General features: G+C 75.5%; 15 protein-coding genes. 12 read left to right on the plus strand and 3 right to left on the minus strand.

The window, feature by feature from the left end; translation table 11 throughout:
• Positions 1 to 75: 75 nt before the first annotated feature.
• A complete protein-coding gene (locus HUT16_RS22425) occupies positions 76 to 987 on the plus strand; it encodes an NAD-dependent epimerase/dehydratase family protein (protein ID WP_176189898.1) in 912 nt (303 codons plus the stop codon).
• Between the two features lie 377 nt (positions 988 to 1,364).
• Here the strand turns inward: HUT16_RS22425 and HUT16_RS22430 are convergent, their stop codons facing one another.
• Entirely contained in the window at positions 1,365 to 4,070 is a 2,706-nt protein-coding gene (locus HUT16_RS22430; RefSeq protein ID WP_254897937.1) for a lysylphosphatidylglycerol synthase transmembrane domain-containing protein, read from the minus strand.
• Between the two features lie 142 nt (positions 4,071 to 4,212).
• On the opposite strand from HUT16_RS22430, the gene HUT16_RS22435 reads away from it, so the two are divergent.
• The 4 genes from HUT16_RS22435 to HUT16_RS22450 all read left to right on the plus strand — a co-directional run bounded on the left by HUT16_RS22435 (position 4,213) and on the right by HUT16_RS22450 (position 12,483).
• The gene (locus HUT16_RS22435; protein ID WP_176189899.1) at positions 4,213 to 4,542 is read left to right on the plus strand and encodes an MGMT family protein; all 330 of its coding nucleotides are present in this window, start codon (positions 4,213 to 4,215) and stop codon (positions 4,540 to 4,542) included.
• 105 nt (positions 4,543 to 4,647) lie between these two features.
• Positions 4,648 to 7,920, plus strand: coding sequence for an ATP-dependent DNA helicase (locus HUT16_RS22440; RefSeq protein ID WP_176189900.1), 3,273 nt, complete (start codon positions 4,648 to 4,650; stop codon positions 7,918 to 7,920).
• Positions 7,907 to 11,095, plus strand: coding sequence for an ATP-dependent DNA helicase (locus HUT16_RS22445; RefSeq protein ID WP_176189901.1), 3,189 nt, complete (start codon positions 7,907 to 7,909; stop codon positions 11,093 to 11,095). The genes HUT16_RS22440 and HUT16_RS22445 overlap by 14 nt, the downstream gene beginning before the upstream one ends.
• Positions 11,096 to 11,295: 200 nt before the next feature.
• Complete coding sequence (locus HUT16_RS22450) at positions 11,296 to 12,483, plus strand: PP2C family protein-serine/threonine phosphatase (protein WP_176189902.1); 1,188 nt, start codon at positions 11,296 to 11,298, stop codon at positions 12,481 to 12,483.
• Between the two features lie 182 nt (positions 12,484 to 12,665).
• Here the strand turns inward: HUT16_RS22450 and HUT16_RS22455 are convergent, their stop codons facing one another.
• Positions 12,666 to 13,574, minus strand: coding sequence for an endonuclease/exonuclease/phosphatase family protein (locus tag HUT16_RS22455; protein WP_217712094.1), 909 nt, complete (start codon positions 13,572 to 13,574; stop codon positions 12,666 to 12,668).
• A gap of 78 nt (positions 13,575 to 13,652) precedes the next feature.
• On the opposite strand from HUT16_RS22455, the gene HUT16_RS22460 reads away from it, so the two are divergent.
• The 6 genes from HUT16_RS22460 to HUT16_RS22485 all read left to right on the plus strand — a co-directional run bounded on the left by HUT16_RS22460 (position 13,653) and on the right by HUT16_RS22485 (position 21,396).
• Positions 13,653 to 14,270 (plus strand): PadR family transcriptional regulator, encoded by a 618-nt coding sequence (locus HUT16_RS22460; RefSeq protein WP_176189903.1) that lies wholly within the window; start codon positions 13,653 to 13,655, stop codon positions 14,268 to 14,270.
• Positions 14,271 to 14,300: 30 nt separating this feature from the next.
• A complete protein-coding gene (locus HUT16_RS22465) occupies positions 14,301 to 15,065 on the plus strand; it encodes an ABC transporter ATP-binding protein (protein ID WP_176189904.1) in 765 nt (254 codons plus the stop codon).
• Positions 15,062 to 17,890, plus strand: a complete 2,829-nt coding sequence (locus tag HUT16_RS22470; protein WP_176189905.1) for an FtsX-like permease family protein — start codon at positions 15,062 to 15,064, stop codon at positions 17,888 to 17,890. The genes HUT16_RS22465 and HUT16_RS22470 overlap by 4 nt, the downstream gene beginning before the upstream one ends.
• Before the next feature lie 77 nt (positions 17,891 to 17,967).
• Complete coding sequence (locus tag HUT16_RS22475) at positions 17,968 to 19,365, plus strand: dipeptidase (RefSeq protein WP_176189906.1); 1,398 nt, start codon at positions 17,968 to 17,970, stop codon at positions 19,363 to 19,365.
• A 43-nt stretch (positions 19,366 to 19,408) separates the two neighbouring features.
• On the plus strand, positions 19,409 to 20,350 hold the full coding sequence (nudC, locus tag HUT16_RS22480) for an NAD(+) diphosphatase (protein ID WP_176189907.1): 942 nt from the start codon (positions 19,409 to 19,411) through the stop codon (positions 20,348 to 20,350).
• A gap of 254 nt (positions 20,351 to 20,604) precedes the next feature.
• On the plus strand, positions 20,605 to 21,396 hold the full coding sequence (locus HUT16_RS22485; RefSeq protein ID WP_176189908.1) for a GntR family transcriptional regulator: 792 nt from the start codon (positions 20,605 to 20,607) through the stop codon (positions 21,394 to 21,396).
• 232 nt (positions 21,397 to 21,628) lie between these two features.
• On the opposite strand, the gene HUT16_RS22490 is transcribed toward HUT16_RS22485, so the two are convergent.
• Positions 21,629 to 21,880, minus strand: a complete 252-nt coding sequence (locus HUT16_RS22490) for a mycoredoxin (protein WP_030917164.1) — start codon at positions 21,878 to 21,880, stop codon at positions 21,629 to 21,631.
• A gap of 168 nt (positions 21,881 to 22,048) precedes the next feature.
• On the opposite strand from HUT16_RS22490, the gene HUT16_RS22495 reads away from it, so the two are divergent.
• On the plus strand, positions 22,049 to 24,337 hold the full coding sequence (locus HUT16_RS22495) for an ATP-dependent DNA helicase UvrD2 (RefSeq protein ID WP_176189909.1): 2,289 nt from the start codon (positions 22,049 to 22,051) through the stop codon (positions 24,335 to 24,337).
• The last annotated feature ends 99 nt before the right edge of the window (positions 24,338 to 24,436 follow it).

Raw genomic sequence — 24,436 nt, forward strand, 5'->3', positions numbered from 1 at the left:
AGTGGGTGCGGCGAGGGGCCAGGCTGTGGAGCGAGCGAGAACACCGTTCTCCCGGACTCCGAGCGGAGCGTTCCCATGAGCAAGCACCTGGTCGTCGGCGCCGGACCGATCGGTTCCACCACCGCCCGGCTCCTCGCCGAGCGCGGCGAGGAGGTCGTGGTCGTCACCCGCACCGCCGCCACCACCCGCCCGCTCGACGGCATCCGCCGCCTGCACCTGGACGCCGCCGATACCGACGCGCTCAGCGCCGCCGCGACGGGCGCCGCGGCGCTCTACAACTGCGCCAACCCGCCCTACCACCGCTGGGCCCGGGTCTGGCCGCCGCTCGCCGCGTCCCTGCTCACCGCCGCCGAACGCAGCGGCGCCGTGCTCGCCACCGTCTCCAACCTGTACGGCTACGGCGCGCCGGACGGGCCGATGGGCCCCGAGAGCCCGCTGCGGCCCAACTCGGTCAAGGGCGAGGTCCGCGCCGCGATGTGGCGCGAGGCGCTGGCCGCGCACGAGGCCGGGCGCGTCCGGGCCACCGAGGTGCGCGGCTCCGACTACCTCGGCCGCGGCGTCACCGGCGCGCTGGACGGCCGGGCCTTCGGGCGCGCGCTGGCCGGCCGCACCGTCCAGGTCCTCGGCGACCCGGACGCCCCGCACAGCTGGACCGCGCCCGAGGACGCCGCCCGGCTGCTGATCACCGCCGCCGCCGACCGGCGCGCCTGGGGCCGGGCCTGGCACGTGCCCTCCAACCCGCCGCGCAGCCAGCGCCAGGTCGTCGCCGACCTCTGCGCGGCGGCGGGCCGGCCCGCCCCGGCGGTCACCGCGATCCCGCGCCCGGTGCTGGCCCTGCTCGGGCTGGCCAGCCCGGTGATCCGCGCCGTCCGCGAGACGGCGTACCAGTTCGAGCGGCCGTTCGTCGTCGACGACACCGCGACCCGGGAGGCCTTCGGGCTGGCGCCGGTGCCGTGGGAGCGGATCGTCGCGGAGCTGGTGCCGTGACGGAGCGCACCGCCGGGGGCCCGGGGAACGGCGAGAGGCGAAATCAGGGGCTCGGGGAACGGCGAGCGCGTGGCTGCGGGCGGTGCACTGCCGTGGCGCGCGTCTGCTTCGGGTTCTGTTCAGGACACGCAGCAGCACGGACACTTCGATGGGCTCCGGCCGTCAGCAGCACGGACCCGCCGTTCCCCGGGCCCCTGACGGGGCCACTGCGCAGCACGGACCCGCCGTTCCCCGGGCCCCTGACGGGGCCACTGCGGCAGCACGGACCCGCCGTTCCCCGGGCCCCTGACGGGGCCACTGCGGCAGCACGGACCCGCCGTTCCCCGGGCCCCTGACGGGGCCACTGCGGCAGCACCGACTCGCCGTTCCCTCCAGACCTAGAGGGCGTTCTTGCGCTGGAGGATGTTGTAGGCGATCCAGCCCGGCAGGACCGGGAGCCAGAAGGTGAGCAGGCGGTAGAGGAAGACCGCCGGGGTGGCGGCCGTCGCGGGGACGCCGGCGACGGTGAGGGCGGTGATCAGGGCGATCTCGACCGGGCCGATGCCGCCGGGGGTGGGGACGGCGGAGCCGGCCGCGTTGGCGGTGAGGAAGACCACCGCGACGGCCGCGTAGGTGACGTTGGCGCCGCCGCCGAAGGCGTGCACCGAGGCGTCTAGGCAGGCGGTGAAGGAGAGCGTCAGCAGGAGGATGCCGCCGAAGCCGGTGACCAGCTTGCGGGGGGTCTGCATCAGGTCGAGCATCCGCGGGATAACGCCGAACAGCAGCGAGCGGACCCGGGTCACCACGAAGCGGCGCAGCGGGGCGACCGCGGCCACCACCAGGGCCAGCACGGCGGCGCTGAGCACGCCGATGATGACGGCCCGGGACGCGCCGAGGTCCCCGTTGGTCTGCGAGCCGGTGATCAGGCCGAAGGCGAACAGCAGCATCAGGTGGCCGCCGAGCCCGGCCAGCTGGGAGGCGCCGACCGAGGCGACGGCCTGGACCGGGCGGATGCCGGCCTTCTGCAGGTAGCGGGTGTTCAGGGCGATGCCGCCGACCGCCGCGGGGGCGACCAGCTTGACGAAGGAGCCGGCCAGCTGGGCGGCCACCGTGCGCCAGAACGGGAGCTTCTCCGGGACGAAGCCGGTCAGGCTCATCGCGGCGGCCACGTACGAGGACGCCGAGGCGGCCAGCGCGACCGAGGCCCAGGCCCAGTTCATCTGGGAGACCTTGAACTGGTCCGGCCGGATGGTGGTCAGGGCCAGGTAGGCGGCGAAGGTGAGCGCCACCACCATGATCAGCGTCTTGGGCTTGAGCCGCTCCAGCTTGGCGGGGGCCAGCGGGGCCTCGGGGGCGATCTGCAGGATCTGGGCGCGGATCCTGGCGAGCAGGTCCTCGCCGGCCTGGGCGATGTCCTCCTCGGCCTGCTGCTGGGTGCGCTCGCCCGCGGCGACCTGCTTGAGGGCGAGCGCCTGGGCGGCGGTCTTCCGCTCCTTGGTCATCCGCTGGAGGTCGCCGCGGGTCTGCCGGCTCAGGCCGACGGGCTGCAGCAGCGGCAGCGCCTCGGCGATCCGGGTCGGGCCGAGGACGTCGGTGGCGACGGCCACCGCGCGCTCCGGGCCGATCCGCAGGGCGAAGGTGGTGAGCAGCTGGGCGACGTCGATGCGCAGGGTCAGGTCGCCGGCCGCGATGTCGCCGCCGGAGAGGTTGACCAGGCAGCCGGTGCGCTCGTCGACCACCAGCAGGGACTCGCCGGTGAGCCGGCGGTGCGCGATCCGGCGCTCGTGCAGGGTGGAGACGGAGGCCCAGAACGAGGCCATCACCGCGTCGGTGACCTCCTCGTCGGCGAGGTCGTCCAGCGTCCGGCCGGCCACGTTCTCGTACACCAGGATCGCGGCGTCCGGGCCCAGCTCGGAGGTGGCGACCAGCTGCGGGGCGCGGGCCCCGGAGGCGGCCGCCGCGTACGCGATCAGCGCCTCCTGCTCCAGCGCCTGGCGCAGCGACTGGGGGCTGCGGCGGACCGCGACCGAGCGCAGCCGCAGCCGCCGCCAGGCGCGGTAGAAGAAGCCGGAGGCCTGCTGCTCGCGGTCGATGATGTGGACGTCGAGCAGCGGGCCGGTCTGCTGGGTGACCAGGTAGCGGCGGGTGCCGCCGGGCGCGGGCGGGGCCAGGTGCGCGGCGGACGGGACGAAGCCGACCTTGCGCAGGCCGATCATCAGGTGCTGCCCGGTGGGGCGGATGTTCGGCGAGCCGATCGCGTACAGCGTGCCGTACGCCACCGACCAGCCGATCAGCACGGTCAGCACCAGGGACAGCGGGGTGGTGTTGCCGTTGATCAGTTCGGCCGCGCCGGAGAGGATCACCACCACCCAGAGGGCGACCCGCCAGCGCGGCCGGCTCGACATGCCGACCGCCGTCATGTAGGCGATCACCGGCGCCAGGTAGCCGTGCACCGGGTCGGTGAGCGTCTCGCCGCCGCCCGGCGGGAACTGGGTCAGCGCGTTGCGGATCTCCTCGGGCGCGCTGGCCGCCACCCACCAGTCGACGCCCAGCGAGACGCCGTACGCCAGCACCGAGGCGAGCACGCCGTCGGCGACCCGCAGGCCGTCGCGCTTGATCAGCCGCTCGACGGCGAACGCCAGCGGCACGGTGAGCACCGCGATGGAGGAGACCAGGGCGGAGATCTTGGACAGCACGCCGGGGATCCGGTCGGCGTTGACCGTGATGTCCTTCTCGATGCCGGTGGTGGTGGAGACCGCCACCTGCGCCAGCACGAACACCAGGATGATCAGGAACAGTCCGCCCAGGAACTTCAGCAGGTCGGACGGCCGGTGCGCGCGCGGGGCGAGCAGCGGCTCGTCGACGGCCAGGTACTCGCCGGCCGGCTCCTCGGCCGGTGGTCCGTCGTCCGGCTCCGGCGGACGGTCCGGTGTGTCCGGACGGTCCGGGCCGTCGTCCGGCGGCAGCTGTGCGGCCACCGTTGCCTCCCCCGTGTGGTGCGCGTCCCGTACCCGGTTGCGCAGGTCGACCGGCCGTTCGGCGGAACCGTCGGTGGCGGGCCGCCGAGGGCCCTCGTCCACGTTCAATTCGGCCGTCCCGGTCATCTGGTCATCGTCCTCGTGTGTCGCACTGCCCCGAAGATGCTGCCATGCCCGCCACCCGGGTGCGGTCCAGGGGCGGCATCCCGCGCGCCGGGTCGCCCGCACGGGGTGCTGGAAATCGACCGGATGGGGAAGAATGCGGCGGATGACCGACTCCGAGGACGTTCCCGCGATCCCGCCGTACGCCGAGGCGGTGCTCGACCTCGCCGAGCGCATCCCGCCCGGGAAGGTGATGACGTACGGGGACGTCGCCGAGTACCTGGGCCGCGGCGGGCCCCGGCAGGTCGGCCGGGTGATGGCCCTCTACGGGGCGCCGGTGCCCTGGTGGCGGGTGATCCGGGCGGACGGGCGGCCGCTGCCCGGCCACGAGCACCGCGCGCTGCCCGAGTACCGCTCCGAGGGCACCCCGCTGCGCAGCGTGGCCGGCGAGCCGCGGGTCGACCTGCGGGCCGCCCGCTGGGACGGCACCCCCTGACCAGGAGGGGTGCGCCGGAGGGGTCTGTGGGTGCAGGATCGTAGGCTCGTCGCGGCGGGCCACCCCACGGCCCGCCGCCGAACCGCCGTACGACCCTGGACCGCAGTGACCTCACCGTTCCGCCTGGTGCGCAGCCCCCTGGCCCAGCCCGACCCGCCGCAGCTGGACGAGTTCCAGCAGGCGGTGGTCGGGCACGCCTCGGGGCCGCTGCTGGTGCTCGCGGGCCCCGGCACGGGCAAGACCACCACCCTGGTCGAGGCGGTCGCCCGGCGGGTCGCCGACGGCACCGCGCCCGACCGCGTCCTGGTGCTGACCTTCAGCCGCAAGGCCGCGATGGAGCTGCGCGACCGGATGACCGCCCGGATCGGCGCCACCGCCCCGCAGGCCACCACCTTCCACTCGTTCTGCTACGCCCTGCTGCGCGCCCACCAGCCGCCCGCGGAGTACGCCGAGCCGCTGCGCCTGCTGTCCGGCCCCGAGCAGGACGTGATGGTCCGCGAACTGCTGGCCGGCGGCGCCGAGGACGCCGCGGCGGGCACCGCCACCATCCGCTGGCCGCTGGACCTGCGGGCCTGCCTGACCACCCGCGGCTTCGCCGACGAGGTGCGCGCCGTGCTCGCCCGCAGCCGCGAACTCGGCCTCGGCGAACAGGAGCTGGAGCGCTTCGCGCAGGGCGTCGAGCGCCCCGACTGGGCCGCCGCCGCGCACTTCCTCGCCGAGTACCTGGACGTGCTGGACCTGCGCGGAGTCCTCGACTACGCCGAACTCGTCCACCGCGCCGTGCTGCTCGCCGGCCGGGCGGACGTCCGGGCCGACCTGCGCGGACGCTACGACGCGGTGTTCGTCGACGAGTACCAGGACACCGACCCCGCGCAGGTCCGGCTGCTGCGGCACCTGGCCGGCGACGGGCGGGACCTGGTCGCCGTCGGCGACCCCGACCAGTCGATCTACGCCTTCCGCGGCGCCGACGTGAACGGCATCCTGGAGTTCCCCGACGCCTTCCGGCGCGCCGACGGCCGCCCCGCCGACGTCCGGGTGCTGCGCCGCTCCCGGCGCTCCGGCGCGGTGCTGCTGGCCGCCTCCCGCGAGCTGGCCCGCCGGATGCCGATGGGCCGGCTGCCCGCCGACAAGCTCGCCGCGCACCGCGCCCTGCTGCCCACCCGGGAGGGCGGCGCCGTCGAGGTGTACACCTATCCGACGCCCGGCGCCGAACTCGACTCGGTCGCCGACCTGCTGCGCCGCGCCCACCTGGAGGACGGCGTCCCCTGGGGCGAGATGGCCGTGCTGGTCCGGGCCGGCTCCCGGACCATACCGGCGGTGCGCCGCGCGCTGGCCGCCGCCGGCGTCCCGCTGGAGATCGACGGCGACGACCTGCCGCTGCGCGAGGAGAGCGCCGTCGTCCCGCTGCTGCTCGCCCTGCGGGTGTGCGCCGAGGGCCCCGGCGCGCTCACCGCCGACCTCGCGCACACCCTGCTCACCGGCCCGCTCGCCGCCCTCGACGGCTCCGACCTGCGCCGCCTCGGCCGCACCCTGCGCGAGGAGGAGCGCCGCGCGCTCGCCGCCGAGGGCGCCCCCGGGGTGGTCCGCCCCGCCGAGGAGCTGATCCGCGAGGCCCTCGACCACCCCGACCAGCTCGCCCTGGTGGACGCCCCCTACGCCCGCCGCGCCCACGAGCTCGGCATGCTGCTGCGCAAGGTCCGCGAACTGCTGGCCGGCGGCGCGAGCGCCGAGGACGCGCTGTGGGAGCTGTGGGACGGCTCCCGGCGCTGGCGCGAACGCCTGGAGCGGGCCGCGCTGCGCGGCGGCCCCGCCGGGCGCAACGCCGACCGGGACCTGGACGCGCTGTGCGCCCTGTTCGAGACCGCCGCCCGCGCCGAGGAGCGGGTCAGCGGCCACCGCGGCGCCCTCGACCTGCTCGCCGAGGTCGAGGCCCAGGACATCGCCGCCGACACCCTGCACGTGCGCGCCGTGCGCCCCGACGCCGTCCGGCTGATGACCGCGCACCGCTCCAAGGGCCTGGAGTGGCGCCTGGTCGTCGTGGCCGGCGTCCAGGAGGGCCTGTGGCCCGACCTGCGCCGCCGCGGCTCGCTGCTGGAGGCCGACCGGATCGGCCGCGACGGCCTGGCCGAACCGCTCTCCCCGGCCGCGCTGCTCGCCGAGGAGCGCCGGCTGTTCTACGTCGCCGCGACCCGCGCCAAGGAGCGCCTGGTGGTCACCGCCGTCAAGGCCCCCGCCGAGGACGGCGACGAACCCTCCCGGTTCCTGCGCGAGCTCTACCGCGAGACCCTCGACCCCCGCACCGGCAAGGTGCTGGAGCGCACCCCCCGGGTCAAGGTCGCCGACGTCGCCTCCCGGCCGCGCCGCCCGCTGTCGGTGCCCGCGCTGGTCGCCGAACTGCGCGCCGTCACCGTCGACCCGGCCCGCTCCCCGCAGCTGCGCCGGGCCGCCGCCGAGCGCCTGGCCACCCTCGCCGCCGCCCTCGACGAGGACGGCCGCCCGCTCGTCCCCGCCGCCCACCCCGACCAGTGGTGGGGCCTGGACGACCCCACCGCCGCCCCGCAGCCGCTGCGCGAGCCCGAGCAGCCCGTCCGGCTCTCCGGCAGCGGCCTGGAGCAGCTGGAGTCCTGCACGCTCCAGTGGTTCCTGGAGAAGGACGTCCGGGCGGGCACCACCGCCTCCGCCGCCCAGGGCTTCGGCAACGTGGTGCACGCCCTCGCCGACGAGGTCGGCTCCGGCCGCACCCCCGCCGACCTGGCCGTCCTGATGGAGCGGCTGGACACCGTCTGGGACGCCCTCGCCTTCGACGCGCCGTGGAAGTCCACCCAGGAGAAGGGCGAGGCCCGGGCCGCCCTGGAGCGCTTCCTGCGCTGGCACGTGCTGGAGCGCGAGCGCGCCACCGTCGCCACCGAGCACGGCTTCGACCTGACGCTGGACGTCGGCGGCGTCGCGGTCCGCATCCGCGGCTCGATGGACCGGGTCGAGACCGACGCCGCGGGCCGGGCGTACGTCGTCGACTTCAAGACCGGCAAGCAGGTCCCGACCGACAAGTCGATGCCCGAGCACCGCCAGCTCGCCGTCTACCAGCTCGCGGTCGCCCGCGGCGCGCTCGACCCGCTGCCCGGCTTCGAGGACGGCGCCACCCCCGGCGGGGCCGAGCTGGTCCAGTTGCGCACCCCGGACAAGAAGGACCCCGAGGCCCCCAAGGTGCAGCGGCAGCTGCCCGAGGAGAGCACCCCCTGGATCGAGGACCTGCTGGTGGAGACCGCCGGGAAGGTGCTCGCCGAGCGGTTCACCCCCACCCCGGGCGAGCGCTGCGGGCGCTGCGCCTTCCGCGGCAGCTGCTCCGCGCAGCGGGACGGCCGGCATGTCGTCGACTGAGCCGCTCGGGCACCCGGCCCGGCTCCGCGAACTGCTCGGCATCCCGTTCAACGACGAGCAGTTGGCGGCGATCGGCGCGCCCATGGAACCCGGCGTGATCGTGGCCGGCGCGGGCTCCGGCAAGACCACCGTGATGGCCGCCCGGGTGGTCTGGCTGGTCGGCTCCGGCGCGGTGCGCCCCGAGCAGGTGCTCGGCCTGACCTTCACCAACAAGGCGGCCGGCGAGCTCTCCGAGCGCGTCCGCTCCGCCCTGCTGCGGGCCGGCGTCCGCGAGGAGGACGAGGACGCCCTCGGCGAACCGCAGATCTCCACCTACCACGCCTTCGCCGGCACCCTGCTCAAGGAGCACGGCCTGCGCCTGGGCATCGAGCCCGACGTCCGGCTGCTCGCCGACGCCACCCGCTTCCAGCTCGCCGCCCGGGTGCTGCGCCAGGCCCGCGGCCCCTTCCCGGCGCTCACCGGCACCTTCTCCGCCCTGGTCGCCGAGATCGTCGCGCTGGACTCCGAACTCGCCGAGCACCTGGCCGAGCCGTCCCGGCTGCGCGGGTACGACGAGGAGCTGCTCGACGTGCTGGCCGGCGTCAAGCTCACCAACGAGGACCTGCGGGCCGTCCCGCGGGCCGCCCGCGGCCGGCAGGAACTGCTGCGCCTGGTCGAGGACTACCGGGCCCGCAAGCAGCGGCTCGGCCTGCTCGACTTCGGCGACCAGATCGCCGCCTCCGCCCGGCTCGCCCAGCAGCGCCCCGAGGTCGGCCGGCTGCTGCGCGAGCAGTACCGGGTGGTGCTGCTGGACGAGTACCAGGACACCTCGGTCGCCCAGCGGCTCATGCTGGCGGGCCTGTTCGGCGGCGCCGACGGCGCCGGGCACCCCGTCACCGCGGTCGGCGACCCCTGCCAGGCGATCTACGGCTGGCGCGGCGCCTCGGTCGCCAACCTGGACGACTTCCCCCGGCACTTCCCGCGCGCCGACGGCGGCGACGCGCACCGCTTCGCGCTCAGCGAGAACCGCCGCAGCGGCGGCCGGCTGCTCGACTTCGCCAACCGGCTGGCCGCCCCGCTGCGCGCCATGCACGAGGGCGTGGAGGCGCTGCGGGCCGCCCCCGGCGCCGAGGCCGACGGCTACGCCCGGGTCGCGCTGCTGCCGACCCACGCCGAGGAGGTCGACTGGCTGGCCGACTCGATCGCCCACCTGGTGCGCACCGGCACCGCGCCCGGCCGGATCGCCGTGCTCTGCCGGGCCGGCGGCGCCTTCCCCGACGTCCACGCCGCGCTGGTCGCCCGGCAGGTCCCGGTCGAGGTGGTCGGCCTCGGCGGCCTGCTGCAACTGCCCGAGGTGGCCGACCTGGTGGCGGTCTGCGAGGTGCTCCAGGACCCGACCGCGAACGCCGCCCTGGTCCGGCTGCTGATCGGCCCGCGCTGGCGCACCGGCCCGCGCGACCTGGCGCTGCTCGGCCGCCGCGCCGCCGAACTCGTCCGCACCGCCCGCCCCGGCGAGCAGGACGCCCTGAGCGCCGCCGTCGCCGAGACCGACCCGACCGAGGTGGTCTCGCTGGCCGACGCGCTGGAGACCTTCGTCGACGCCGAACAGCCCGACGACCTGCCGTTCTCGCCCGAGGCGCGGGTGCGCTTCGCCCGCTTCGCCCGGGAGATCCGCGAGCTGCGCCGGGCGCTGGCCGAACCGCTGATGGACGTCCTGCACCGGGTGCTGACCGTCACCGGCCTGGAGGTCGAACTCTCCGCCTCCCCGCTGGCGCTGGCCGCCCGCCGCCGCGAGACGCTGCACTCCTTCCTGGACATCGCCGCCTCCTTCGCCGACCTGGACGGCGACCCCGGGCTGGCCGCCTTCCTGGGCTTCCTGCGCGCCGCCCAGGAGTACGAGCGCGGCCTGGACGCCGGGCTGCCCGGCGGCGAGGACACCGTCAAGGTGCTGACCGCGCACAAGTCCAAGGGCCTGGAGTGGGACGTGGTCGCCGTCCCCGGCCTGGTCCGGGGCGGCTTCCCGTCCGGCCAGGGGCGCGAACGCTGGACCTCCACCCGCCGGGTGCTGCCGCACGCCCTGCGCGGCGACGCCGCCACGCTGCCCGCCGACCCGGCCTGGACCGCCAAGGGCATGGGCCTGTTCAAGCAGGAGAGCGCGCACCACGGCGAGGTCGAGGAACTGCGGCTCGGCTACGTCGCGTTCACCCGGCCGCGCTCGCTGCTGCTGGCCTCCGGGCACTGGTGGGGGCCGTCCCAGAAGCGCCGGCGCGGGCCGTCGGAGTTCCTCACCGCGCTGCGCGCGCACTGCGAGCGGCCCGGCAACGGCGAGGTCGAGCACTGGGCGCCGGAGCCCGCGGCGGACGCCGGGAACCCCGCGTTCGACGTCTCGGTGGAGACCCCCTGGCCGCTGCCGCTCGACCCGGCCGCGCAGCACGCCCGCCGCCGGGTCGCCCGGGTGGTGCGGCAGCGGCTGGCCGGCGTCCCCGCCCCCGCCCCCGAGCCGATGGGCGCCGAGGACCAGCGGCTGCTGGCCTCCTGGGACCGCGACCTGACCGCCCTGCTCGGCGAGTTGGAGCGCTCCCGGCGCAGCACCCGGGACGTCGCCCTGCCCGCCTCGCTGTCCGCCTCCCAGCTGATGCGGCTGGCCGCCGACCCCGACGGCTTCGCCCGCGACCTGGCCCGCCCGATGCCCCGCCCGCCCGCGCCCGCCGCCCGCCGCGGCACCCGCTTCCACGCCTGGGTGCAGTCCCGCTACGACCAGCCGCTGCTGCTCGGCCCCGACGCGCTGCCCGGCCTGGACGACGAGGAGATCGAGGACGAGCGCGACCTCGAACGCCTCAAGGAGGCCTTCCTGCGCGGCCCCTACGCCCGCCGCACCCCGTACCGGGTCGAGGCGCCCTTCCAGCTGGTGCTCGCGGGGCGGGTGGTGCGCGGCCGGATCGACGCGGTCTACCGGGACGCGGACGGTGGCGCAGGGTCACCGCGCTACGAGGTGGTCGACTGGAAGACCGGCCGGGAGGACTCCGGCGACCCGCTGCAACTCGCCATCTACCGGCTGGCCTGGGCCGAGCAGGCGGGCGTCCCGCCGGAGCGGGTCGGCGCCTCGTTCTGCTACGTGCGCTCCGGGCGGGTCGAAACCCCGTCAGGACTGCCCGGCCGAAAAGAGTTGAGCGATCTTCTGATCGGGAATAGGTAGAAAAGAGTCACTCAGAGCACCCAACCCGTCACGAGATCACGCGAAACCTGTGCGCCCTGCACGTTTCGTGCCTATTGTGGGGTCGGTAACCGGTCATCCCTCGTACTCCGGCCGCCGTCAGGGCTCTCCCGACCCCTTGACCTCCCGTCAGACCCGCAGGTGCCGAGCAGCACCCGCACCTTCCGCTGGAGAGACCGACGTTGAGCGCGACCGGATGGATCAGGGACGTCCTCCACGGCCCCACCCCAGGCCCGGTACCGGGAACCGTCACCGGCACCTGGCCCAAGACCTCGCACGCCCTGCCGCTGATCGGCATGGCGCTGATCCTCTCCCTCGACCTGCTGACCGACAGCCAGGTCACCGTCGAACCCGCCCTGACCGCCGTCCCCGCCCTCGCCGCGGTGGTCTCCCGCCGCACCTGGTACCCGTTGCTGACCGGCGCCCTCGCCGAGGTCTGCGCCTTCGGGATGGCCTGGTACCACGACATCCTCGGCCAGTCCGTGCACACCGCCACGGTCGCCGCCCTCGTCATCATCGCCGCCATCGGCCACCTCAGCGCCAACCTCCGGCTGCGCCAGGAAGTGGCCCTGGCCGAAGCCCAGTTGGTCGCCGAGATCGCCCGCCGGGTGCTGCTGCGCTCCGTCCCCGAACGGGTCGGACCGGTCCGCGCCGCCGTCCGCTACGCCGCCGCCGCGGCCCACGCCTCGATCGGCGGCGACCTGTACGAGGTCGTCAACACCCGGCACGGCGTGCGCGCCGTGATGGGCGACGTCCGCGGCAAGGGCCTCGCCGCGGTCGAGACCGCCGCCGCCGTGCTCGGCGCGTTCCGCGAGGCCGCGCACCAGGAGGCCGCCCTGGACAAGGTCGCCGGCTGGCTCGCCGTCAGCCTCGACCGGGCCCTGCACGAGAACGACCACCCGGGCGTCGAGGAGGAGTTCGTCACCCTGGTGCTGATCGGCGTCCGCTCCGACGGCGTCCTGGAGATCGCCAACTGCGGCCACCCCGCACCCGTCCTGCTCCGCGGCGAGGACGCGCCGCGCCTGCTCGCCGCCGACGAGACCGTCCCCCCGCTGGGCGTCCTCGACCCCGCCGACGTGCGCCCCCCGCTCCAGCTCCTCCAGGCCGAGCCCGGCGACCGCATCCTGCTCTACACCGACGGCGTCATCGAGGCCCGCGACCACCGCGGCGCGTTCTACCCGCTCACCGACCGCCTCCCGCTGCTCGCCGACGGCGGCCCGGTCGAAGTCCTGCACCGCCTCCACGACGACGTCGTCCGCCACGTCGGCCACAAGCTCGGCGACGACGCGGCCATGCTCCTGCTCCAGTTCGACCCGGTCGTGCTGCCGGCCCAGAGCGAATCCCCGGAGGGCCGGGAGGCGCGCATCTAGGGGCTCACGCGAGCGAAACCAGGGGCTCGGGGAACGGCGAGGCCCAGGCTGCTGACGGTTCACTGCCGCCCAGCGCATCTGCTTCGGGTTCTGTTGAAGACACGCAGCAGCACGGACCTTCGATGGGCTCCGGCCGTCAGCAGCACGGACCCGCCGTTCCCCGGGCCCCTGATGTCGCCTCCCTACGTTTCGATCTCCACGACCAGCGGCCGGTGGTCCGACACCGCCGTGCGCGGGGCCGCGACCGAGCCGACGGTGCTGCGGGGGACGCCGATGCCCAGGATGTGGTCGAACTGGACGGTCGGGCGGTGCGAGGGGTAGGTCGGCGTGCGGGCGAGGTCGTACCAGCCCTGCAGGCGGGTGCGCCGGGCGGTGCGGACGCGCTCGCGCCGCGCGGTGCGCTGGATCGCGTGCGCCGAGCCGAGCACGGTGCGCGGCACCGCGCCGATCAGGTTGAAGTCGCCGAGCACCAGGTAGGGCTGCGGCAGGTCGGCGATCCAGCGCCGGATCGCGGCGAGCTGCCCGACGTTCCACCCCGGCACGAAGGACAGGTGGGCGGCCACCACGGTGAACTCCCCGCCGGGCCCGGCCAGCACCGCGGCGAGCGCCGCCCGCGGCTCGTCCGGGACGGGCGTCAGCCCGCGCCGCCCGGCCACCCGCAGCGGGAGGCCGAAGGGCGCGGGCGCGAACCGGCGGGCCCGCCAGTGCAGCACGGGCAGCCGGGTGAGCAGCGCGGTGCCGTACGAGGGCCGGGAGTCGTCGTCCAGGTCGCCGGGCCCGTAGACGGCCAGGCCGGGCCGGACCGGGTCGGGGACCCAGCCGGCGCCGGGCGCCGGGACGCCGTGCAGCGCGGCGGCGAAGCGCCAGTCGGCGGCGCCCATGGCCTTCGCGGCGACGGCCGCCTGGTCGGTGCGCCCGGAGCGCTCCTGGTGGCGGTCGACCTCCTGGAGGGCGAGCACGTCGGCGTCGAGGGAGGCGACGGCGTCGGCCAGCGGGGCGCCGGGCTCGCCGGGGTAGGGCGCCGGGCTGCCGTCGGGGGCGAGCGGCTGGCCGTGCAGCAGGTTGTACGTGGCGATCCGCAGTGTGGTCACGCCGTCGACCGTACCGGGCGGGTGTGAACGCGGGGGCGGCTTGAGCCGAGGGTGCCATACCGGGTATACATACTCGGTATGTCGATCCGTCACGGCCTGCTCGCCCTGCTCGACCAGGGCCCGCGCTACGGCTACCAGCTGAGATCCGAGTTCGAAGCCAGGACGGGGGCGACCTGGCCGCTCAACGTCGGCCAGGTCTACACCACCCTGGGCCGCCTGGAGCGCGACGGCCTGGTGGAGTCCGCTGGCGAGGACGACGAGGGCCACCAGTTCTACGCCGTCACCGACGAGGGACGCCTCGAACTGCGCCGTTGGTTCGACACCCCGGTGCCGCGCACCAACCCGCCGCGCGACGAGCTGGCGATCAAGCTGGCGATGGCGGTCACCGTCCCCGGCGTGGACGTCGCCGGGGTCGTGCACGGCCAGCGCCGGCACAGCATGCAGGCCCTGCAGGACTACACCCGGCTCAAGGGCCGGGCCCTGGCCGCGGACTCCGGCTCCGGCGGCGACCTGGCCTGGCTGCTGGTGCTGGAGCAGCTGATCTTCCAGACCGAGGCGGAGATCCGCTGGCTGGACCACTGCGAGTCCCGGCTCGCCCAGCACGCCGAGCGCACCGCCGCCGCGGAGCCGCCCCGGCCCGCCGCCGCGCCGCCCGCCCGGCGCGCCGCCAAGAGCCGCGACCGCGGCCGCATCTGAACTCGCCGCATCCGAACTCCTGGGGGAGCGATGACCGAACAACTCAAGCCGGCCGAGCCCGTCCTGCACCTCGACCGGATCAGCCGCACCCACGGCCACGGCGCCGCCGAGGTGCACGCGCTGCGCGCCGTCGACCTGCGGGTCTACCCCGGCGAACTGGTCGCCGTGATGGGGCCCTCCGGCTCCGGCAAGTCCACCCTGCTGACCCTGGCGGGCGGCCTGGACAGCCCCACCGGCGGCCGGGTGGTCGTCGAGGGCACCGTCCTGGGCGACCTGGACCGCAAGCGGCTGGCCGCCGTCCGCCGCCGCTCGGTGGGCTACGTCTTCCAGGACTACAACCTGATCCCCGCGCTCACCGCCGCCGAGAACATCGCGCTGCCCCGCGAGCTGGACGGCACCTCCGCCCGCGCCGCCCGCCGCGAGGCGCTCGCCGCGCTGGAGGAGCTCGGCATCGGCGAACTCGCCGACCGCTTCCCCGACGACATGTCCGGCGGCCAGCAGCAGCGCGTCGCCATCGCCCGCGCGCTGATCGGCGACCGCCGCCTGGTGCTCGCCGACGAGCCCACCGGCGCCCTGGACTCCACCACCGGCGAGTCCGTGCTCGCCGTGCTGCGGGCCCGCTGCGACGCCGGCGCCGCCGCCATGATGGTCACCCACGAGGCCCGGCACGCCGCCTGGGCGGACCGGGTGGTCTTCCTGCGCGACGGCCTGCTGGTCGACGAGACCGCCCGGCAGGACGCCGGCAGCCTGCTCGTCACCGCCGCCGCCAACGCGCTGAAGGACGGGCCGCAGTGAAGCCGAGCGCCTGGCGCGCCGCCCTCCGGATCGCCCGCCGCGACGCCGCCCGGGCCAAGGGCCGCAGCGCCCTCGTCCTGGCCATGATCGCCCTGCCGGTGCTCGGCGTGGCCGGCGTCGACGTGATCGCCCGCAGCGCCCAGCTGGAACCGGCCGAGCAGGCCGCCCGCACGATGGGCACCGCCCAGGCCGCCGTCACCATCGCGACGCCCGGCGAAGCCATCCTGCAGAGCCCCGACGGCCAGGACACCACCGGCCGGGGGCCCGCCGAGCCGAAGGACCGGCCGAAGACGCCCGCCGAGCAGCGCAGCGCCTCGACCGACCCGGCGCAGCTGCTCACCGAACTGCTGCCCGGCGCGGTGCTGGTGCCCACCGGGCAGGTCAAGAGCACCTCGGCCAGCACCGTCGAGGGCCGGATGTCGACCAGCATCGAGGAGGTCGACCTGACCGACCCGGTGTGGCACGGCAAGCTGAACGTGGTCGAGGGCAGCGCCCCCACCCGGCCCGACCAACTCGCCGCCACCCGGGCGTTCCTGGACCGCTCCGGCCTGCGGATCGGCGACCGCACCGCGCTGCGCGGCCTGGACGCCCGGCCCTACACCATCACCGCCGTCGCCGAGGACCCCGGCCGCCTGGACGACAACCAGCTGTACGGCCGCCCCGGCGCGGTGCTCTCCGCGCTGGCCCAGGCCGAGCCGGAGGCCGCCCGCAGCGGGCCGCAGAACTGGACGACCTGGCTGGTCAAGCTCCCCGCCGGGGCCGCGCTCGACTGGCCGAAGGTGAAGGAGCTCAACGAGTACGGCTTCACGGCGGCCTCCCGGGCCGTCCTGCTGCACCCGCCCGCCCGCGCCGAGGTGCCCTACTACGCCGAGGCGGCCAAGTACTCCTCCGGCTACGTCAACAAGAGCCTGCTGGCCGTCGCCGCGCTGGTGCCCGGCATGGCCCTGCTGGAGATCGTGCTGCTCGCCGGACCGGCGTTCGCGGTCGGCGCCCGCCGCTCGCGCCGCCAGCTCGGCCTGCTCGCGGCGGGCGGCGGCGACCGCTCGCACGTCCGGGCCGTGGTGCTGGCGGGCGGCGCGGTGCTCGGCACCGGCGGCGCCGTGCTCGGCCTGTTCGGCGGCGTCGGCCTGGTCGCGCTGCTGCGCGGCCCGCTGGAGGAGTACGGCGGGCAGCGCTTCGGCCACTTCGACGTGCAGCCCCTCGACCTGCTCGGCGTCGCCCTGGTCGGCCTGGTCACCGGCCTGCTCGCGGCCGTCGTCCCCGCCGTCCAGGCGTCCCGGCAGGACGTGGTCGAGGCGCTCACCGGCCGCGGCGGCAGCAAGCCCGCCAGCCGCCTGGTCGCCGCGCTCGGCGTCGTGATGGTGGCCGGCGGCACCGCGCTGGCCCTGCTCTGCGCGGTCACCAACACCGCCCCCGTGCCCGGCCTGCTCGGCGGCTCGGTGATCGCCGAACTCGGCATGCTGCTGTGCACCCCGCTGCTGATCGGCCTGTTCGGCCGGCTCGGCCGCCACCTGCCGCTCAGCCCGCGACTCGCGCTGCGCGACTCGGTGCGCAACCGCGGCCGCACCGCCCCCGCCGTGGCCGCCGTGATGGCCGCCGTCGCGGGCGCCGTCGCGGTCGGCATCTACCACGCCAGCGACGTCGAGAAGCAGCGCCAGGACTACCGGCCCAGCCTGCCGGCCGGCGCGGTCGCCCTGATGCAGGGCGGCCGCTCGGACGCCGTCCAGTACGCCGCCCTGCGCGAGGCCGTCGAGAAGGACTTCGGCGCCCTCGGCGAGCGCGCCGACGTGCTGAGTCCGACCGCCGTTCCCCGGGACTGCGGGGTCAGCTACGACTGCGGGTACGTCCAGGCGCTGAAGACGCCGGAGAAGCGCTGCCCGGCCGAGGACGCCACGACCCACGAGGAGCGCGAACGGTTGTCCGGCGACCCCCGGTGCACCGAGATGCGGAGCGTCTCCAACGAGCTGGGCAACATGTTCGGCGACGTCCTGATCGGCGACCCGGCCCTGCTGCACAACCTGCTCGACGTGCACGACCCGGCCGCCGAACAGGCCCTGGCCGCGGGCAAGGCCCTGGTGTTCCGCCCCGACCGGGTCGCCGACGGCAAGGCGTTCCTGCGGGCCGAGGAGCAGCCCACCCAGGCGCAGGTCGACGCGGGCGACTACCGGGGCACCTCCCGGGAGGTCGTCGTGGACGCGGTGGAGGTGCACTCGCCGCTCCCGTTCGCCTCGATCGTGATGAGCCGGGAGGCCGCGCAGAAGGCCGGGCTGGGAGTCCGCTCCGAGGGCTCGCTGTGGAAGCCCGCCGTGCGCGCCTCCGACGGCACGGTCCAGAAGGCCGAGGCGCACCTCGCCAAGCTCGACGACACCGTCTACCTGGACGTCGAGCAGGGCTTCAAGGCCGAGCGGAGCGTCAAGATGCTCGGCCTGACCGCCTTCGCCGCCCTGGTCGCCCTCGGCGCGGCCGGCATCGCCACCGGCCTGGCCGCCGCCGACTCCCAGCAGGACCTGGCCACGCTGGCCGCGGTCGGCGCCTCCGGCGGCATCCGGCGACGGCTGTCCGGCTTCCAGTGCGGGGTGATCGCCGCGATGGGATCGGTGCTCGGCCTGCTCTGCGGAGCCGTCCCGGCGGTGGCGCTGCGGCTGCTGGAGGCCCGGAACGCGGAGATCTGGATCAACGGGGCGCCGATCGGCCACGAGGCCCCGGTCATCGCCGTCCCGTGGGCCGACCTGGCCGCCCTGCTGGTCGGCCTGCCGGTGGTGGCGGTGCTGCTGGCCGCGCTGCTCACCCGGTCCCGGGTCGGGCTGACCCGCCGGGCCGGCTGACCCGCGGCGGGTGACCGTGCTCACGGCCGGGGGAGGCCGTGGGCACGCACCCACCCGGGCGAACTAAAGTCGTCCGTATGACGAAAACGCCGGACAGCGCCGTCCGCTCCTTCATCGACCGGCACGAGGACGCCTTCCTGGCCGACCTCGCCGACTGGCTGCGCATCCCCTCGGTCTCCGCCGACCCGGGCCGGGCGGGCGAGGTCCGCCGCTCCGCCGAGTGGCTCGCCGACAAGCTGCGCGCGACCGGCTTCCCGGTCGCCGAGGTGTGGGAGACGGACGGGCTGCCCGCGGTCTTCGCCGAGTGGCCCTCCGGCGACGCGGGCGCCCCGACCGTGCTGGTCTACGGCCACCACGACGTGCAGCCCGCCGCCCGCGAGGACGGCTGGGACACCGACCCGTTCGAGCCCGCCGTGGTCGGCCGCCGGATGTACGCCCGCGGCGCCGCCGACGACAAGGGCCAGGTCTTCTTCCACACCCTGGGCGTGCGCGCCCACCTCGCCGCCACCGGCCGCACCGCGCCCGCGGTCAACCTCAAGCTGCTGGTCGAGGGCGAGGAGGAGTCCGGCTCGCCGAACTTCGCCGCCCTGGTGCGCCGCGAGGCCGAGCGGCTGGCCGCCGACGTGGTGATCATCTCCGACACCGGCATGTGGTCCGAGACCACCCCGACGGTGTGCACCGGCATGCGCGGCCTGGCCGACTGCCAGATCGACCTGTACGGCCCGGACAGCGACATCCACTCCGGCTCCTTCGGCGGCGCCGTCCCCAACCCGGCCGCGGTGGCCGCCGGGCTCGCGGCCGGCCTGCACGACGCCGACCGGAAGGTCGCGGTGCCCGGCTTCTACGACGGCGTGGTCGAACTCACCGACGAGGAGCGGGCGCTGTTCGCCGAGCTCCCCTTCGACGAGGCGCAGTGGCTGCGGGTCGCCAAGTCGCACGGCACCCTGGGCGAGGCCGGCTACACCACCCTGGAGCGGGTCTGGGCCCGGCCGACCGCCGAGGTCAACGGCATCTGGGGCGGCTACACCGGCCCCGGCGGCAAGACCATCGTCCCGGCCGAGGCGCACCTGAAGCTGTCCTTCCGGCTGGTCGCCGGTCAAGAGGTGGAAAAGGTCCGCGAGTCGGTGGCCGCCTGGGTTTCCGCGCAGGTCCCGGAGGGCATCCGGTACGAGATCGTCTTCCCCGGCGCGACCCGCCCCTGCCTGACGCCGCTGGACCACCCCGCCCTGCGGTCCACCGTCCGGGCGATGGAGCGGGCCTTCGAGCAGAAGGTCCTGTTCACCCGCGAGGGGGGCTCCGGCCCGGCCGCCGACCTGCAGGACGTGCTGGGAGCGCCGGTGCTGTTCCTCGGCATCTCGGTGCCCTCGGACGGCTGGCACTCGATCAACGAGAAGGTGGAGCTCGACCTGCTGCGCAAGGGCGTCGAGACCTCCGCCCACCTGTGGGAGGACCTCGCGGAGAACTTCCGGCCATGACCGGTCCGCACCGCCACCACTGCCGTACCGAACGCGAACGGGGATGGACGAGTTGAGCAGCGCACCCGACACCAAGCACCTCGCGCTGGCCCGCGCCGGGGTGGACCGGGCGGCGCACCGCCGGCTGGACGAACCCTGGCTGGCCGCGGCCTGGAGCCACCCCACCACCCGGGTGCTGCCGATCGCCGGCGGCGAGGCCTTCGTGGTGGACACCGCCCACGGCAGCGAACTGGTGCTGCTGCCCTCCTTCGAGGCCCCCGAGACCGGGCACCGGTACTTCCTGGGCACCGACGAGGACGGCGTCCACTACTTCGCGCTGGACTGCGAGTCGCTGCCCGGCCGGCTCGACGGCGACGCCCGCCCGGCCGGCCTGCGCGAGGTCGGCAGCACGCTCAGCGACCGGGACTCCGGGCTGCTGGTGCACGCCGTCGCGCTGGAGCACTGGCACCGGCTGCACTCCTTCTGCTCCCGCTGCGGTCACCCCACCGAGAAGGCCGGGGCCGGCCACCTGCGCCGCTGCACCTCCTGCGCGGCCGAGCACTACCCGCGCACCGACCCGGCGGTGATCATGCTGATCACCGACCCCGAGGACCGCTGCCTGCTGGGCCGCCAGGCGCTCTGGCCGGAGGGCCGCTGGTCCACGCTGGCCGGGTTCGTCGAGCCCGGCGAGTCCATCGAGCAGGCGGTCGCCCGCGAGGTGCTGGAGGAGGCCGGCGTCCGGGTCGGCGAGGTCGAGTACGTGGCCAGCCAGCCCTGGCCGTTCCCGTCCAGCCTGATGCTCGGCTTCCTCGGCCGGGCCCGGCCCGACGGCACCGGGATCACCGTGGACGGCGAGGAGCTGTCCGAGGCCCGCTGGTTCACCCGGGACGAGCTGCGGGCCGGGATGGCCGCCGGGGAGATCCTGCCGCCGTCCGGCATCTCGATCGCCAGGTACCTGGTCGAGCTCTGGTACGGCGAACCGCTGCCGGCGGCCGCCCGCTGGTGACGCCGCACCGGCCGCGGCGGCCTGCGCGGCCGTCGTGACCGGTGCGCGGCCGTCGCGGACGGTGCGCGGGCCGCGGGGGCGTGCGAATTCCTTCGCGCGCCCCCGTGGTGCGTCCACCGGGCGGTCCGGGCCGGTCGGCCGGAAAGGTTCGGGCGCACCCGGAACGTTCCGCCGGTGTTTCCCGCCCGCCGATCCGGGACGCGGTTGGCTGATTCCGCTGAAACCGCGCGAGCCCACTGGCTACATTCACTCGCGTGACGATCCACCGCGGCCCCGTGCACCCGCCCAAGTACCAGCGACTCGCCGCCGACCTGCGCCGCCGGATCGAATCCGGCGAGTGGACGGGCGGCGGCCGGCTCCCGGTCGAGACCGAGCTGGAGGAGCAGTACGGGGTGGCCCGCAACACCGTCCGGCTCGCGGTGGACGTCCTGGTCAACGAGGGCCGGGTGGTGCGCATCCAGGGCAAGGGCACCTACCTGCGCGAGCCCTGCCGGCACGACCACCGGGTGCACGCCCGCCCGCCCGTCCGCCCCGCCCGCCGCGGGCCGCTCACCCCCAGCGGCGAGGTGTACGCCGCCGAGGCCCAGGCCGCCGGGCGGCAGCTCACCGTCGACTTCGAGGTCGCCGCCGTCCGGGCCCGCCGCGACATCGCCGCCTGGCTCGGACTGCGCCCCGAGGACACCGTGATGATGCGCCGTCAGCTCTGCCGGGTCGACCAGGAGCCGTACGCGATCGAGGAGAGCCACTACCGGGCCGGGCTGGCCGCCGGCACCCCGCTGATGCAGGACCGGCCGGTGCCCGGCGGGGACGAGCGGATACTGGCGCAGCTCGGCCGGACCGAGACCACCGCCACCGACCACCTCACGGCCCGGATGCCCGACCCGGCCGAGGCCGCCTGGTTCGGGCTCGGCCCCGGCGTGCCGCTGCTGGTCAACACCCGGATCAGCAGCGACCGGCGCGGCCCGATCCGGGTGGTGGAGACCCGGTACGCCGCGGACCGGGCCCGGCTGCTCTACGAACTCGGCGAGGGCGCGGCCGCGGGCTGACCGGGCCGGGCCGTCCGGCCGTCGTTCGGCTGCCGTCCGGCCACCGTCCGGCCACCGTCCGGACGCGGAATTCGGCGCGGCGCATTTCCGCCGCGCGGTTTCCCGCCGCGCCGGTCGGAATTCCGGCCGGAACCTGATCGGCTCGGGCGGTGCATTCCGACCGGAATGCGGTCGAGGGTGACCGTTCACGGCCACTCCCCGACCGATTCCGACCGATTCCGGCCGGGGCGGATCAGACCAGCGCGGCCTGGACCTGGCGCAGGCTCGGGTTGGTCATCACGCTCTGCTCGCCGGAGGCGGAGACCACCACGACCGTCGGCACCGTCTGGTTGCCGTCGTTCACCGACTCCACGTAGGACGCCGAGGCCGGGTCCTGCTCGATGTTGACCTCGGTGTAGGCGATGCCCTCGCGGTCCAGCTGGCTCTTGAGGCGGTTGCAGTAGCCGCACCAGGTCGTGCTGTACATCGTGACGGTGCCGGACATGGCGAGGGACTCCTTCGGTCGACGGACGGTGGCCGGGCGGCCGCCCGGTGCAACGCCCGGCGGCCCGGGCCCATTCCGGGGCGGGTGGTGGTGTGACGATCCGATCATCACGGGCGGTCTGTGGACAAGCCCGTCCGAACTGTCCGGCCCGCCTGCGAGGATGGGGGCATGCAGGAAGACCTCCTCGGGTTCGACGACCCCCACGCGCAGTACGGCCACGTCCCCGCCGGAGCGGACGCGGTGCTGGCCGGGCTCGATCCCGAGCAGCGCGCCGTCGCCACCGCCCTGCACGGCCCGGTCTGCGTGCTGGCCGGCGCCGGCACCGGCAAGACCCGCGCCATCACCCACCGGATCGCCTACGGCGTGCGCAGCGGCGTCTACCACCCCGCGCAGGTCCTCGCCGTGACCTTCACCGCCCGCGCCGCCGGCGAGATGCGCGGCCGGCTGCGCCAGCTCGGGGCGGACGGCGTGCAGGCCCGCACCTTCCACTCCGCCGCGCTGCGCCAGCTCCAGTACTTCTGGCCGCGCGCCATCGGGGGCGTCTTCCCCCGGCTGCTGGAGCGCAAGGTCCAGCTGGTCGCCGAGGCGGCCGGCCGCAGCGGCCTGCGCGTCCAGCGCACCGAACTGCGCGACCTGACGGCCGAGATCGAGTGGGCCAAGGTCACCCAGATCGTCGCCGACGACTACCCGGCCGCCCTCGCCAAGTCCGGCCGTGAGGCCCCGCGGGACCCGGCGGAGACCGCCCAGGTCTACCGCACGTACGAGAAGCTCAAGGGCGAGCGCGATCTGATCGACTTCGAGGACGTGCTGCTGCTCACCGCCGCCGTCCTGGAGGAGCGGCCGGAGGTCGCCGCCCAGGTCCGCTCCCAGTACCGGCACTTCACCGTCGACGAGTACCAGGACGTCTCCCCGCTCCAGCAGCGCCTGCTGGAGCAGTGGACGGGCGGGGACGGCGGCGCCAGCCTCTGCGTCGTCGGCGACGCCAGCCAGACCATCTACTCCTTCACCGGCGCCACCCCCGACCACCTGCTGAACTTCCGGCACCGGCACCCCGAGGCCACCGTGGTCAAGCTGGTCCGGGACTACCGCTCCACCCCGCAGGTGGTGCACCTGGCCAACGGGCTGCTCTCGCAGGCCCGCGGCCAGGCCGCCCAGCACCGGCTGGAGCTGGTCTCGCAGCGCGAGGCCGGCCCCGAGCCGGTCTACCGCGAGTACCAGGACGAGCCCACCGAGGCCGAGTCCACCGCCCGCCTGATCCGCGACCTGCTCGGCACCGGCGTCCGGGCCAGCGAGGTCGCCGTGCTGTTCCGCACCAACAGCCAGTCCGAGGTGTACGAGCAGGCCCTCGCCGACCTCGGCATCGCCTACCAGCTCAAGGGCGCCGAGCGGTTCTTCGAGCGCCCGGAGGTCCGCGAGGCCGGCGTCCTGCTCAAGGGCGCCGCCCGGGCCGCCGACGACCCGCTGACCTCCGGCGCGCCCGACCTCGCGGCCCAGGTCCGGGCCGTGCTCGCCACCCGCGGCTTCGCCCCCAGCCCGCCGGCCGGCTCCGGCGCCGTCCGCGAGCGCTGGGAGTCGCTGAACGCGCTGGTCCGGCTCGCCGGGGAGTTCGAGACCGCCCGCACCGCGGCCGGCGAGAGCGCCGACCTCGCCGCCTACGTCGCCGAGCTGGACGCCCGGGCCGCCGCCCAGCACGCCCCCGCCGTCGAGGGCGTCACGCTGGCCTCGCTGCACGCCGCCAAGGGCCTGGAGTGGGACGCGGTGTTCCTGGTCGGCCTGAGCGAGGGCACGCTGCCGATCATCTACGCCAAGACCGACGAGCAGGTCGAGGAGGAGCGCCGGCTGCTGTACGTCGGCGTCACCCGGGCCCGCCGCTTCCTCACCCTCTCCTGGTCGCTCTCCCGCTCCCCGGGCGGCCGCGCCTCCCGCAAGCCCACCCGCTTCCTGGACGGGCTGCGCCCCGGCTCGGGCAGCCCCGGCGCGCGCACCCGGGGCGGGCGCGGGGGCGTCGAGCCGGGCGCGGAGCGCTCCGCCGCGCGCCGGGCGCGCGGCCCGGTCAAGTGCCGGGTGTGCGACCGCACCCTGACCGACGCCGTCGAGCGCAAGCTGCGCCGCTGCGAGGGCTGCCCCTCCACCATGGACGAGGCGCTGTTCGAGCGGCTGCGCGAGTGGCGCTCGGTCAAGGCCAAGGAGCAGGGCGCCCCGGCCTACGTGGTGTTCACCGACGCCACCCTGACGGCCATCGCGGAGGACGTGCCGGGCAGCCTCGCCGAGCTGTCCAGGATCTCCGGGGTGGGCGCCATGAAGCTGGACAAGTACGGCTCCGACGTGCTCTTGTTGTGTGCGGGGGAGAGTCCGGAGCCGGTGGGGGAGACCGACCGGGAGCCGGAGTCCGCCCCGTCCGGGGACGAGGCCGCGATCCAGGCTGAGAACGAGGCTGAGAACTCGCCGGAAAAATAGTTTGCGCGCCGCGTGTACGGCGCAATAGCCTGCCGGAGCGGTCAAGGGGACGAGGCCGCGAAGCTCGCAGAGGGCCTGTTTCTGCGTGCGCTGACCATC

The sequence above is a fragment of the Kitasatospora sp. NA04385 genome (genome assembly GCF_013364235.1).
Classification (GTDB): domain Bacteria; phylum Actinomycetota; class Actinomycetes; order Streptomycetales; family Streptomycetaceae; genus Kitasatospora.